The organism is Streptomyces lacrimifluminis (assembly GCF_014646095.1).
Lineage (GTDB): Bacteria > Actinomycetota > Actinomycetes > Streptomycetales > Streptomycetaceae > Streptomyces > Streptomyces lacrimifluminis.
Window position 1 is genome coordinate 131,237 of record NZ_BMMU01000001.1, and the last position, 12,847, is coordinate 144,083.

Sequence of the window (12,847 nt, forward strand, 5' to 3'; positions counted from 1 at the left end):
AGTTGAACGTACCAATGAACATGTATGTGAACGACCAGTTGGGATTCTGTGGTGCAGCGGCGTAGGACAGGCATGATCGCGGCGGTGTCCGCCCTCGGGATGACGGCGGTACTCGGCGGCTGCGGAGGAGCCGGCTCGGGCGAGGTCACCCTGAAGCTGGTCGCGGCCGACTACGGCGACTCCGGCGCCAACAGCTCCCAGAAGTACTGGGACAACCTGGTCGCGGAGTACGAGAAGGCCCACCCGGATGTGAGGGTCGACGTCAGCGTCCACTCCTGGAACGACGTCGACCGCGAGGTCAAGGAGATGGTCGCCGCCGGTGACGCCCCCGACCTGGCGCAGATCGGCGCGTATGCCGACTACGCGGCCAAGGGTGAGCTGTACCAGGCCGACGAACTCCTCTCCATCCCGACGCAGGCCGACTTCGTCGCCCAGCTGGCCGACGCCGGGGAGGTCAGCCGCACCCAGTACGGCATGCCCTTCGCCGCCTCCACCCGTCTCCTCTTCTTCAACAAGAAGCTCTTCGCCGAGGCCGGTCTCACCCCGCCCACCACCTGGAGCGAGCTGGCCTCAGACGCCGCCGCGCTGAAGGAGGAGGGCGTGAAGTACCCGTACGCCCTCCCGCTGGGGCCCGAGGAGGCGCAGGCCGAGACCATGCAGTGGCTGCTCAGCGGCGGCGACGGCTACACCAGCGAGGTCGGCACCTACGGCATCGACTCGCCGCAGAACATCAGGACGTTCACCTGGCTCAAGGACGAACTCGTCGACAAGGGCCTCACCGGGCCCGTCGCGCCCGGCAAGCTCGACCGGGCCGCCGCCTTCGCCGCCTTCGCGCGCGGTGAGGTCGGTATGCTCAACGGCCATCCCTCGCTGATGAAGATCGCGGCGGCCAGGGGAGTGGACTTCGGGATGGTGCCGATGCCGGGCAAGGAGAGCTCGACGCGGTCCGCGATGGGTGTCGCCGACTGGATGATGGCCTTCAAGAAGAACGGCCACCGGAGGGAGGTCGGCGACTTCCTCGACTTCGTCTACGACGAGAAGAACGTGCTCGCCTTCTCACGCGAGTACGACCTCCTGCCGGTCACCGCCTCCGCCTCGAAGACGATGTCCACCGCCGCCCGCGACAAGGACCTCGCCCCCTTCCTTGAGGAGCTCCCGACCGCCCAGCTCTACCCGGTCGGCAAGACGTCCTGGGCGCAGGTCAGCGCGGACATCAAGCAGCGGATCGGTACGGCGTTCGCGGCCGACGGCGACCCGGCGACGGTCCTCACCGAGCTGCAGAAGCAGGCCAACTCGGAGGAGAGCGCGGAGTAGGCCACCAGGCCATGGCCATGGCTATGTGCGTGGGCCCGGAAATGTTGCACGGCCGAAACGCCCGGGGCATTGGACCGGGTCCCCCGATGCGGGAGGCTCTACGCGCGTCCACAGAGCGTGGCGCGCGTGCCTCCCAGGGGAGCGGTCTGCCGTGCGAGAAGTGTGGGGCGGGTGTCGGGGGCTGGTCTTCGCCGCCGTGACGACGCTGAGTCTGGGTTCCGTCCTGGTGCTGGGCGGCTGCGGCTCGGGCGACGGCGGTGCGGGGTCCGACAGCGTCACCCTCACCGTGGTCGCCACGAACTACGGTGACGGCGTCGTCAAGAACTCGGAGTCGTACTGGAACAGGGTCGACACCGCCTTCGAGGCCACCCACCCCGGCATCCGGATCGACGTCCGGGTGTACGAACCCCGCGAGGCCGAGGCGCAGGTCGCCAAGATGGTCGCCGCCGGCAACCCGCCCGACATCGCCCAGATCAGCGGCTACGCCGACTACGCGGCCAAGGGTGAGCTCTACTCGGCCGACGACCTGCTCTCCATCCGCGTCCAGGGCAACTTCCTGCCCAACCTCGTCGACGCGGGCACGACCGGCCGTACCCAGTACGGCCTGCCGTTCCTCGCCTCGACCCGCCTCCTCTACGTCAACAAGACCCTCTTCGCCGAGGCCGGCCTCCAACCCCCCACCACCTGGGCCGAGTTGAGGAACGCGGCGAAGGTCCTCGACGAGCGGGGCGTCACGTACCCGTACGCGCTCCCGCTCGGCCCCGAGGAGGCGCAGTCCGAGACCCTGCAGTGGCTGCTCGGCGGAGGCGGCGGCTACACCGGGGACACCGGCGCGTACGACATCGCCTCCGCCGACAACGTCTCCACGCTCACCTGGCTGCGCGACCGCATGGTCGGCGAGGGCCTGACCGGGCCGGTGCCCCCGAACCGCCTGAACCGCAAGGCCGCGCTCCAGGCCTTTGTGGACGGCGAGGCGGGCATGGTCAGCGCACCGGGGGCGCTCGTGCGGGAGATCGAGCGGTCGGTCGAGCCGGTGGCGTACGAGGCCGTCCCGATGCCGGGCCGCACGGCGGGCACGACGACGGCGACGGTCGGTACGACGGACTGGATCGCCGCGTTCAAGCACGGCGGGCATGCCACGGAGATCGGTACGTATCTCAACTTCCTGTACGAGGACAAGAACACGGTGGATCTGGCGGGCACGTATCAGCTGCTGCCGGTGACGTCGTCGGCGGCGACGTCGATGCGCGCGAACAAGACGTACGAGGCACTGTGGGACGGCCTGGACGCGCTCGGCACCGCCCAGCTGTTCCCGGTCGGCAAGCCGACGTGGACGGCCGTCAGCCGGAACATCCGGGAGACGGTCGGCGGGGCGGTGCTGGAGCGGGGGAGTCCGGGGGAGGTGCTGGGGGCGATACAGGAGCGGGCCGTGGCGGCGGAGGCGGCCTCGGACTGACTCCCTGACTCCTTGCCTCCTTGGCTCCCTGATTCCCTGACTTCGGATGTCAGTGGCGGGGGCTACGGTTTCTTCCATGGACGGGAAGCAGCTGGGGCGACGGGAACAGGACATTCTCGCGCTGGAGCGGCGGGGGTTCGCGGGGCCGGGGGCGAAGGAGCGGGCGATTCGGGAGGAGCTGGGGTTGGTGCCGGTGCGCTATTACCAGTTGCTCAACGCGCTGCTGGACGATGAGCGGGCGTTGGCGTGTGATCCGGTGACGGTGAACAGGTTGCGGAGGGTGCGGGAGGTTCGGCGGGGGGAGCGGTAGGTGATGCCGGGTTTCCTCGCCCCCGCCGCCCCTACCCGTCCCATCCCGTTCCTGGGGGCTGCGCCCCCAGCCCCCCTTCGCGCTGAACGCGCTCGTCCTCAAACGCCGGACGGGCTGGAAATGCGGGCCGCGCTCGTCCTCGGACGCCGGACGGGCTGGAAATGCGGGCCGCGCTCGTCCTCGGACGCCGGACGGGCTGGAAATGCGGGCACGCGCTCGTCCTCGGACGCCGGACGGGCTGGAAATGCGGGCCGCGCTCGTCCTCGGACGCCGGACGGGCTGAAGGTGCCGGTCCTAGCTGAAGAGGTATCGGGCCGACCGATAGGGTCGAACCCATGGATTCCCTGCCTACGCCCGTGACGCAGACCGGCCGTGACGGGCTGGATGCCGTCCTCGCGAATCCCGCCGGTGCCGTCGTCGTTCTCGACTTCGACGGGACCCTCGCTCCGATCGTGGCCGACCCCGAGCAGGCCCGCGCCCACCCCGACACGCTGCCCGCCCTCTCCGCCCTCGCCCCCAATGTCGCCTCCGTCGCCGTCCTCACCGGCCGCCCCGCCGGTGTCGCCGTCCGGCACGGCGGATTCGCCGGTGTGCCCGGTCTGGAGCACCTCGTCGTCCTGGGCCACTACGGCACCGAACGCTGGGACGCCGTGACCGGCACGGTCAGCGCCCCCGCCGCGCACCCCGGCGTCGCCGCAGTCCGTGCCGAACTGCCCGGGTTCCTCGAACGGTTCGGCGCCTGGCAGGGCACGTGGATCGAGGAGAAGGGCCGGGCCGTCGCCGTGCACACGCGGCGCGCGGCGGACCCGCAGGCCGCGTTCGAGGCCCTGCGCGTGCCTCTCGCCGACCTGGCGACCAGGCACGGACTGATCGTCGAACCCGGCCGCCTCGTGCTGGAACTGCGCCCGCCCGGCATGGACAAGGGCGTCGCCCTCCAGGAGTACGTCCGCGAGACCGGCGCCACCTCGGTCCTCTACGCCGGCGACGACCTCGGCGACCTCCCGGCGTTCGCGGCCGTGGAGAAGCTCCGCCAGAACGGCGTCCCGGGCCTCCTGGTGTGCAGCGGCAACGCCACCGAGGCGGTGACGGAGCTGGCGGAACGCGCCGACCTGGTGGTCGACGGCCCCGCCGGCGTCGTACAGCTGCTGACGGCCCTCGGCCGGGCGGTCGTCAGTCGCTGAGCGCGTTCAGCTGATCCAGGAACCACTGGGCAGGCGGCAGCGCGGTCGCCGCCGCGACCAGCCGTTTCGTGCGCTCCGCCCGTTCGCCGGCCCCCATGGTCAGCGCCTCCTCCAGCGCCCGCGCGGTCTGCGTCACGTCGTACGGGTTCACCACGATCGCGTCCTCGCCCAGCTCCTCGTACGCCCCCGCCTCCCGCGACAGCACCAGCGCGCACCCCTCGTCGGAGACCACCGGGATCTCCTTGGCGACGAGGTTCATGCCGTCGCGGATGGGGTTGACGAGGGCCACGTCGGCGAGGCGGTAGGCGGCCAGGGAGCGGGCGAAGTCGTCCTTGACGTGGAGGACGACCGGGGTCCAGGTCGCTGTTCCGTACGCCTTGTTGATGTCGTCCGCCACCCGCTGCACCTCGGCCGTGTAGTCGCGGTAGACCGCCAGGTCCTGGCGGGAGGGGTAGGCGAAGGCGACGTGCACGACCCGCTCGCGCCACTCCGGGCGGTCCTCCAGGAGCTGCCGGTACGCCAGCAGTCCGCGCACGATGTTCTTCGACAGCTCGGTACGGTCCACCCGCACGATCGCCTTACGGCCGACCCCGCCGATCTCCGCCCGCAGGGCGGCCATCCGCTCCTCGACGTCCGGCTCGTGCGCGCGCCCCCGCAGGAAGTCCGCGTCCGCGCCCAGCCCGTGCACCCCGATCCGCGTGTCGCCGAGGCCGCCGACCAGGTCCGTACAGCAGGCGGTGAACGCGTCGGCCCACCGCCGGGTGAGGAAGCCGAGGCGGTCCGCGCCGAGCATGCCGCGAAGAAGCTGCTCGGAGATGTCGTACGGCAGCATCCGGAAGTAGTCCGCCGGTGCCCACGGTGTGTGCGAGAAGTGGCCGATTCGGAGGTCGGGGCGGAGCGCGCGCAGCATCCCGGGGACCAGGCACAGGTGGTAGTCCTGGACCACCACCGACGCGCCCTCGGCCGCTTCGTCCGCCAGGGCCTGGGCGAACGCGCGGTTGTAGGCCTCGTACGACGCCCACCGCCGCCGGAACTCCGCGTCGAAGACCGGCTCCAGCGGGGTCTGGTACAGCATGTGGTTCACGAACCACAGCACCGAGTTGGCGATGCCGTTGTACGCGTCCTCGTGCACGTCCGCCGGGATCGCGAGCATCCGGACGCCCGCCTCGGCCTCCCCGCGCCGTACCGCCTCGCGGTCACCGTCACCGAGGGCCGAGCAGACCCACAGGGAGTTCGCGTCCGACCCGATCGCCGACAGCCCGGAGACCAGCCCGCCACCGCCGCGCCGGGCGTTCAGCGAGCCGTCCTCGCGGACCTCGTACGTGACCGGGCCGCGGTTGGACGCGACCAGCACTCGGTAATCGCCCCGACCACTTTGCACACCATGCGTTGAAGCCATACGCCTCAACCTAGCCCGGCCCGGAAACACTCAAACGTACACACGTACGCCTCAGCCGTATACAAGCCCGTGCGGGAGGACCTGCGCCGGTGCCGTAACAGCACCCGTGACGGCACCCGTGACGGCCTACGCGGCCTTCCTCCTCGCGTACTCCGCGACGTCCACCATCGGCGGCCGTTCCTCCGTGTCCACCGAGTACGTACGCGGCTCGAAACCGGCCTCTCCGCGCTCGAACTGGGTGAGCGAGGGGCGGATCAGATGGCCCCGGGTCAGCCGGAGCTGTGCGGTGCGGTAGATCGCGGCGGACATCCGGCCCAGGGCCCGGCCGTCCTGGTGGCGGTGCTTGCGCACACCCACGTCGACCTGCGCCAACGCGTCCAGACCCACCAGGTGGAGGGAGTCGATCAGCATGCCGAGCTCCACGCCGTAGCCGACGGGGAACGGAAGCTGTTCGAGGAGCGAGCGGCGGGCCGCGTACTCGCCGCCGAGCGGCTGGACGAAGCCGGCAAGCTGCGGCCAGTGCATGTTGAGGAGGGGGCGGGCCATCAGCTCCGTGACCCGGCCGCCCTGGCCTGCCGCCTGGCCGAGCGGGCGGTCGTACATCGCCTTGACGAGGTCGACACCCGGATCCGTGAGCAGCGGGCCCACGATCCCGGAGACGAAGTCCGACGAGAACTCCTTCAGGTCCGCGTCGATGAAGCAGACGATGTCCCCGCTGGTGACCAGGAGCGAGCGCCACAGCACCTCGCCCTTGCCCGGAACGGCAGGGATGCGCGGCAGGATGTCGTCGCGGTGCACGACCCGGGCGCCCGCCGCGGCGGCCACCTCGGAGGTGCGGTCGGTCGATCCCGAGTCGATGACCACGATCTCGTCGACGAGCGGGACCTTCAGCATCAGGTCACGGCGGATGACGGCGACGATCTCGCCGACCGTCTCCTCCTCGTTGAGCGCGGGCAGTACGACACTCACCGTGGCGTTCGAGGAACGCTTCGCGGCGACGATCTTCTTCAGCGGGCGGTCGTCAACGGACCAGGAGCGGGTGTTCAGCCAGCGCTCGGCGTCTTCCAGCACGTGCGGCTCTCCCTTGCGTTCCATGGGGGGAAGCGCGAGCGATCTTCTATCTCGCGGTTCGGACGGCTCCCACCACCATCCAAGCCTTCGGTTACAGTCTTGAACAACGCGGGTGACCATCGCATGTCCGAGGTCACCGGTGTTCACCACCTCACAACTTCATACCGCTCATCCAGAGGGGCAGAGGGATACGGCCCGATGAAGCCCCGGCAACCCTCCAGCCGGTCTTGTCGCATGTCATGTGGCGAGGCTGCCGGCTCGGGAAGGTGCCAAATCCGTCTCACGGCGAAACGCGTCGTGAGGAAGATGAGGAAAGGGCTTCGCCTCCATGGCTGCGCAAACCGCTCTGAGCACCGAGAGCACCACTACCGGCTCCGTCACCCCCGTTGATCTCGGCCCCGCCGTCGCACTCTCCTGTCGTGAATGCGGCCACCGGGTCCCCCTCGGTCCGGTCTTCGCCTGCGAGGAGTGTTTCGGCCCGCTGGAGATCGCCTACGACTTCGGCGTCCATTCGGCGGCCGACACCGAGGAACTCCGCAAGCGCATCGAAGCGGGACCCGCGAACATCTGGCGCTACGCGCCGCTTCTGCCCGTCCCCGCGAACGTCGCCGAGAAGCCGAACATCAACCCCGGCTGGACCAAGCTCGTCCAGGCCGACAACCTCGCCCGCGAGCTGGGTGTCGACGCCGGCAAGCTCTTCGTCAAGGACGACTCCGGCAACCCGACCCACTCCTTCAAGGACCGGGTCGTCGCCCAGGCCATCGAGGCCGCCCGCGCCTTCGACTTCACCACCCTCTCCTGCTCCTCCACGGGCAACCTGGCCGGTGCCGTCGGCGCCGCAGCCGCCCGCGCCGGTTTCCGCTCGTGCGTGTTCATCCCGCACGACCTGGAGCAGGGCAAGGTCGTGATGGCCGCGGTGTACGGCGGCGAGCTCATCGGCATCGAGGGCAACTACGACGACGTGAACCGCTTCTGCTCCGAGCTGATCGGCGACCCGGCCGGCGAGGGCTGGGGCTTCGTCAACGTCAACCTGCGCCCGTACTACGCGGAGGGCAGCAAGACCCTGGCGTACGAGATCTGCGAGCAGCTCGGCTGGCGGCTGCCCGACCAGCTCGTCGTGCCCATCGCCTCCGGGTCGCAGCTCACGAAGATCGACAAGGGTCTGCAGGAGCTGATCAAGCTCGGGCTCGTCGAGGACAGGCCGTACAAGATCTTCGGCGCCCAGGCGGAGGGCTGCTCGCCGGTGTCCGTCGCCTACAAGGCCGGGCACGACGTCGTACGGCCGCAGAAGCCGAACACCATCGCCAAGTCGCTGGCGATCGGCAACCCGGCGGACGGGCCGTACGTGCTGGATATCGCGCGGCGGACGGGTGGGGCTGTCGAGGACGTCAACGATGAGCAGGTCGTTGACGCGATTCGGTTGCTCGCGCGGACGGAAGGGATCTTCGCGGAGACCGCCGGTGGCGTGACCGTGGGTGTCGCGAAGAAGCTGATCGAGAACGGGCTGCTGGATCCGACGCTCACGACTGTTGTGCTGAACACCGGGGACGGTCTCAAGACGCTGGACGCGGTGGCCGACGTCGGGCTGACCGCGACGATTCGACCCAGCCTTGAGTCTTTCCGCGAGGCCGGACTCGGTTAGCCGTTGTTGTCCGCGGCCCGTGGGGGCCGGTCGCGCCCACGCGGCGGTAGCCGCACATCCAGCACAGTCCCGCGCCCCTAGGTATGTCACCCTGACCGGGAGGTCACATCGTGAGTGTTTCTGTCCGCATCCCCACCATCCTGCGTACCTACACCGGCGGGCAGGCCGAGGTGAGTGCCGAGGGCGGGACCCTCGGCGAGGTCATCGCCGACCTGGAGAAGAACCACACCGGGATCGCCGCCCGGGTGCTCGACGACCAGGGGAAGCTGCGGCGCTTCGTCAACGTGTACGTCAACGACGACGACGTCCGCTTCGAGCAGGGGCTGGAGACGGCGACGCCGGACGGCGCCGGTGTGTCGATCATCCCGGCCGTCGCCGGCGGATGATCCGGGGTGTGATACCCGCAAGTAGTAACCGTCGGTAACATAAATTACCGAGAGTTCATCCAATTGCCCCCTCCGTGAGAGAAGCGGAGGGGGCAATTCTGTATGGTTGAGCGCGGTACAGTTTGGGAAGCCGCACCACTTCGCTCGCCGCACGCGTATTAATTCCTGCCGCGCATCCAACGAGAAGTAGCCAAAGTGTGCAGGCCTTTTGCGTTTTTTGTTCTCTTTGCGGGGCCCGGCTTGCCCTGAATCCGCGTGAATTCTCCGCATATTTCCTGACCTGGTGTGCCCGGATTTCTCGTCCAATTGACCTGTTGCAGAGGGCAGTTGGACAGATACATTCGGCCGCGGTCGACGCGTTCCGGCGCACACCTCCACCGGTTGGGGGGGTGAGGTCTGACCCGGATCCGCGAAGTGCGGATCCGTGCAAGGGCCAGTAATAGGGGAGTTAGGCATGGCTCAGGGCACCGTCAAGTGGTTCAACGCGGAGAAGGGGTTCGGCTTCATCGCGATCGACGGTGGTGCGGATGTTTTCGTCCACTACAGCGCGATCCAGATGGACGGCTACCGCACCCTCGAGGAAGGTCAGCGGGTCGAATTCGAGATCTCGCAGGGCCAGAAGGGGCCGCAGGCGGACATGGTCCGCCTGGCGACCAGCTGAAGCAACGCGCCGGCGCATCGCAAGCGACGTTCTTCTTCCTTCGTTGAAGGATTCGATGGGCTCGTACTCCGTGGGACCTCACGGGGTGCGGGCCCATCGGTGTGTCCGTCGGCATGTCCTCGGTCGGTCCTCGGTAGGTCCATCGACGTGCCTACCGGCCCGTAGGTGCCCCCCTGTTCACCTGCGGATCTTCGAGAGCCGCTTGCACTCGGCAGGGGCGAGTGCTAATCATTGGCGTTAGCACTCTGAAGGTGAGAGTGCTACCGAAGGACCGGGTGGGTGAGGTCCGCAGGCCAGGTGGTGCAAGGAACCACAGGGCAGGCAGGCCGTCCGTCGCGGGCGCCAGCGCGGTCCGGAGCATCCACCCCAGTCCGGGAGGACCACTTCACATGGCCAAGATCATCGCGTTCAACGAGGAGGCACGGCGCGGTCTCGAGCGCGGGATGAACCAGCTCGCCGACGCCGTCAAGGTCACCCTCGGCCCCAAGGGCCGCAACGTCGTCCTCGAGAAGAAGTGGGGCGCCCCCACGATCACCAACGATGGTGTTTCCATCGCCAAGGAGATCGAGCTCGAGGACCCGTACGAGAAGATCGGCGCCGAGCTGGTCAAGGAAGTCGCGAAGAAGACGGACGACGTAGCCGGTGACGGTACGACGACCGCGACTGTCCTGGCCCAGGCGCTGGTCCGTGAAGGACTGCGCAACGTGGCCGCGGGTGCGAACCCGATGGCGCTGAAGCGCGGTATCGAGAAGGCCGTCGAGGCCGTCTCCGGTGCCCTGCTCGACCAGGCGAAGGAGGTCGAGACCAAGGAGCAGATCGCTTCGACCGCCTCCATCTCCGCCGCCGACACGCAGATCGGCGAGCTCATCGCCGAGGCGATGGACAAGGTCGGCAAGGAAGGCGTCATCACCGTCGAGGAGTCCCAGACCTTCGGTCTGGAGCTGGAACTCACCGAGGGCATGCGCTTCGACAAGGGCTACATCTCGGCGTACTTCGCGACCGACATGGAGCGCATGGAGTCCTCGCTGGAGGACCCCTACATCCTCATCGCCAACTCCAAGATCTCCTCGGTCAAGGACCTGCTCCCGCTCCTGGAGAAGGTCATGCAGTCGGGCAAGCCGCTGCTGATCATCGCCGAGGACGTGGAGGGCGAGGCGCTCTCGACCCTGGTCGTCAACAAGATCCGCGGGACCTTCAAGTCCGTCGCGGTCAAGGCTCCGGGCTTCGGCGACCGCCGCAAGGCGATGCTGAACGACATCGCGATCCTCACGGGTGGCGAGGTCATCTCCGAGGAGGTCGGTCTCAAGCTCGAGAACACCTCCCTGGACCTCCTGGGCCGTGCGCGCAAGGTCGTCATCACCAAGGACGAGACCACGATCGTCGACGGCGGCGGCTCCGCCGACCAGGTCGCCGGCCGGGTCAACCAGATCCGCGCCGAGATCGAGAACTCGGACAGCGACTACGACCGCGAGAAGCTGCAGGAGCGCCTGGCGAAGCTCGCCGGCGGTGTTGCGGTCATCAAGGCCGGTGCCGCGACCGAGGTCGAGCTCAAGGAGCGCAAGCACCGCATCGAGGACGCCGTTCGCAACGCGAAGGCGGCCGTCGAGGAGGGCATCGTCGCCGGTGGTGGCGTGGCCCTGCTCCAGGCCTCCTCGGTCTTCGAGAAGCTTGAGCTGACGGGTGACGAGGCGACCGGCGCCAACATCGTGCGTCTCGCCCTGGAGGCCCCGCTCAAGCAGATCGCCGTCAACGGTGGTCTCGAGGGTGGCGTCATCGTCGAGAAGGTCCGCAACCTTCCCGTCGGCCACGGCCTCAACGCCGCGACCGGTGAGTACGTCGACATGATCGCCGAGGGCATCATCGACCCGGCGAAGGTGACGCGCTCCGCGCTGCAGAACGCCGCGTCGATCGCCGCGCTCTTCCTCACCACCGAGGCCGTCATCGCCGACAAGCCGGAGAAGGCCGGTGCCGGCGCCGGCGCCGGTGGCGGTATGCCGGGCGGTGACATGGACTTCTGATCGACCTCTGGTTGATCACCGTCCTTCGTACCGAGGGCGGCACCCTTCTCCTTACGGAGAGGGTGCCGCCCTCGGGCGTTTCCGGGACCCCAGGTGCCCCGGGGACCCCGAGGTGGCGCGCGCAGTGGCCGGGATCACAGCCGACCTTCCCGGCGGGCCGGAATGGAGACCCGGGCGGCCGTAGTTGATGCACATGCAAGCAACTGCACCCGAACCTCCGCTCATCTCCCGTCCCTTTCCGAGGAGCCCCCACGTGACAGCCCCCACCCAGACCTCCCGCGCGGCCCAGGTCCTCTCCCGCCCCGTCACGCTGAACGGCCTGACCGTGCCGAACCGGATCGTGATGGCGCCGATGACGCGCAAGTTCTCGCCCGGTGGCGTCCCCGGCGAGAACGTGGCCTCGTACTACTCGCGCCGCGCGGGCGCCGGGGTCGGCCTGATCGTCACCGAGGGCACCTACGTCGGACACGAGTCCGCCGGTGACAGCGACGGCGTCCCCCGTTTCCACGGCGAGGAGCAGCTCGCCGGATGGGCGAAGGTGGCCGACGCCGTGCACGCGGCCGGCGGGAAGATCGTGCCGCAGCTGTGGCACATCGGCATGGTCAGGGAGGCCGGACAGCCCCCGTACGCCGAGGCCCCGCCGGTCGGCCCGTCCGGACTGCGGCTCGACGGTACCGCGGGTGCCGGCAAGGAGATGACGCAGGCGGACCTGGACGACGTCATCCGCGCGTTCGTCGAGGCCGCGGTGGCCGCCGAGCGCATCGGCTTCGACGGAGTCGAACTGCACGGCGCCCACGGCTACCTGATCGACCAGTTCCTGTGGGCCGACACCAACCGCCGCACGGACGCCTACGGGGGTGACTCGGTCGCCCGGGCGAAGTTCGCGACGGAGATCGTGGCCGCCGTACGCGAGGCCGTGTCCGCGTCCTTCCCGATCATCTTCCGGTACTCGCAGTGGAAGTCGGGCGCCTTCGACGCCCGTCTCGCCGAGACCCCCGAGGAACTGGAGTCGATCCTGACCCCGCTCGCGGCGGCCGGCGTCGACGCCTTCCACGCCTCCACGCGCCGCTACTGGCTCCCCGAGTTCGACGGCTCGGACCTCAACCTGGCCGGCTGGACGAAGAAGCTCACCGGCAAGCCGACGGTCACCGTCGGCTCGGTCGGCCTCGACGGCGACTTCATCAACGGCTTCGCGGGCGAGGGCTCCCCGCTCAGGAGCATCGACGACCTCCTGGACCGCCTGGAGAACGAGGAGTTCGACCTCGTGGCCGTGGGCCGCGCCCTGCTCCAGGACCCGGAGTGGGCGGCGAAGGTCCTGGAGGACCGGACGGGCGAGCTGAAGGCCTACGACGCGGCGGCGCTGGGGTCGCTGAGCTGATGTCCGGCTGATCCGAGCCGCCATCCGCCAC

11 protein-coding genes and 1 riboswitch are annotated in these 12,847 nt (G+C 69.1%); of the genes, 9 read left to right on the top strand and 2 right to left on the bottom strand.

Annotation, left to right across the window (positions count from 1 at the left end):
• Positions 1 to 51 precede the first annotated feature (51 nt).
• The 4 genes from IEY89_RS00660 to otsB all read left to right on the top strand — a co-directional run bounded on the left by IEY89_RS00660 (position 52) and on the right by otsB (position 4,261).
• A complete protein-coding gene (locus tag IEY89_RS00660) occupies positions 52 to 1,314 on the top strand; it encodes an extracellular solute-binding protein (RefSeq protein ID WP_444545537.1) in 1,263 nt (420 codons plus the stop codon).
• A 196-nt stretch (positions 1,315 to 1,510) separates the two neighbouring features.
• Positions 1,511 to 2,770, top strand: a complete 1,260-nt coding sequence (locus IEY89_RS00665) for an extracellular solute-binding protein (RefSeq protein ID WP_229694978.1) — start codon at positions 1,511 to 1,513, stop codon at positions 2,768 to 2,770.
• Positions 2,771 to 2,846: 76 nt separating this feature from the next.
• On the top strand, positions 2,847 to 3,080 hold the full coding sequence (locus IEY89_RS00670; protein ID WP_189145216.1) for a DUF3263 domain-containing protein: 234 nt from the start codon (positions 2,847 to 2,849) through the stop codon (positions 3,078 to 3,080).
• Between the two features lie 335 nt (positions 3,081 to 3,415).
• Complete coding sequence (otsB, locus tag IEY89_RS00675; RefSeq protein WP_189145217.1) at positions 3,416 to 4,261, top strand: trehalose-phosphatase; 846 nt, start codon at positions 3,416 to 3,418, stop codon at positions 4,259 to 4,261.
• Here the strand turns inward: otsB and IEY89_RS00680 are convergent.
• Together IEY89_RS00680 and IEY89_RS00685 are read right to left on the bottom strand one after the other, a co-directional pair.
• Positions 4,251 to 5,660 carry an alpha,alpha-trehalose-phosphate synthase (UDP-forming) gene (locus IEY89_RS00680; protein WP_189145218.1) on the bottom strand — a complete coding sequence of 470 codons (1,410 nt, stop codon included), beginning with the start codon at positions 5,658 to 5,660 and terminating at the stop codon, positions 4,251 to 4,253. The genes otsB and IEY89_RS00680 overlap by 11 nt on opposite strands.
• Positions 5,661 to 5,786: 126 nt before the next feature.
• Positions 5,787 to 6,731 carry a glucosyl-3-phosphoglycerate synthase gene (locus IEY89_RS00685; protein WP_189145660.1) on the bottom strand — a complete coding sequence of 315 codons (945 nt, stop codon included), beginning with the start codon at positions 6,729 to 6,731 and terminating at the stop codon, positions 5,787 to 5,789.
• Between the two features lie 165 nt (positions 6,732 to 6,896).
• Positions 6,897 to 7,044, top strand: a riboswitch (SAM riboswitch).
• A 15-nt stretch (positions 7,045 to 7,059) separates the two neighbouring features.
• On the opposite strand from IEY89_RS00685, the gene thrC reads away from it, so the two are divergent.
• The 5 genes from thrC to IEY89_RS00710 all read left to right on the top strand — a co-directional run bounded on the left by thrC (position 7,060) and on the right by IEY89_RS00710 (position 12,816).
• The gene (thrC, locus tag IEY89_RS00690; RefSeq protein ID WP_189145219.1) at positions 7,060 to 8,373 is read left to right on the top strand and encodes a threonine synthase; all 1,314 of its coding nucleotides are present in this window, start codon (positions 7,060 to 7,062) and stop codon (positions 8,371 to 8,373) included.
• 110 nt (positions 8,374 to 8,483) lie between these two features.
• Positions 8,484 to 8,759 carry a MoaD/ThiS family protein gene (locus tag IEY89_RS00695; RefSeq protein ID WP_175433254.1) on the top strand — a complete coding sequence of 92 codons (276 nt, stop codon included), beginning with the start codon at positions 8,484 to 8,486 and terminating at the stop codon, positions 8,757 to 8,759.
• Positions 8,760 to 9,213: 454 nt separating this feature from the next.
• On the top strand, positions 9,214 to 9,420 hold the full coding sequence (locus IEY89_RS00700) for a cold-shock protein (RefSeq protein WP_189145220.1): 207 nt from the start codon (positions 9,214 to 9,216) through the stop codon (positions 9,418 to 9,420).
• Positions 9,421 to 9,809: 389 nt separating this feature from the next.
• Positions 9,810 to 11,438, top strand: coding sequence for a chaperonin GroEL (gene groL / locus IEY89_RS00705; protein ID WP_189145221.1), 1,629 nt, complete (start codon positions 9,810 to 9,812; stop codon positions 11,436 to 11,438).
• A 253-nt stretch (positions 11,439 to 11,691) separates the two neighbouring features.
• A complete protein-coding gene (locus IEY89_RS00710) occupies positions 11,692 to 12,816 on the top strand; it encodes an NADH:flavin oxidoreductase (RefSeq protein WP_189145222.1) in 1,125 nt (374 codons plus the stop codon).
• The last annotated feature ends 31 nt before the right edge of the window (positions 12,817 to 12,847 follow it).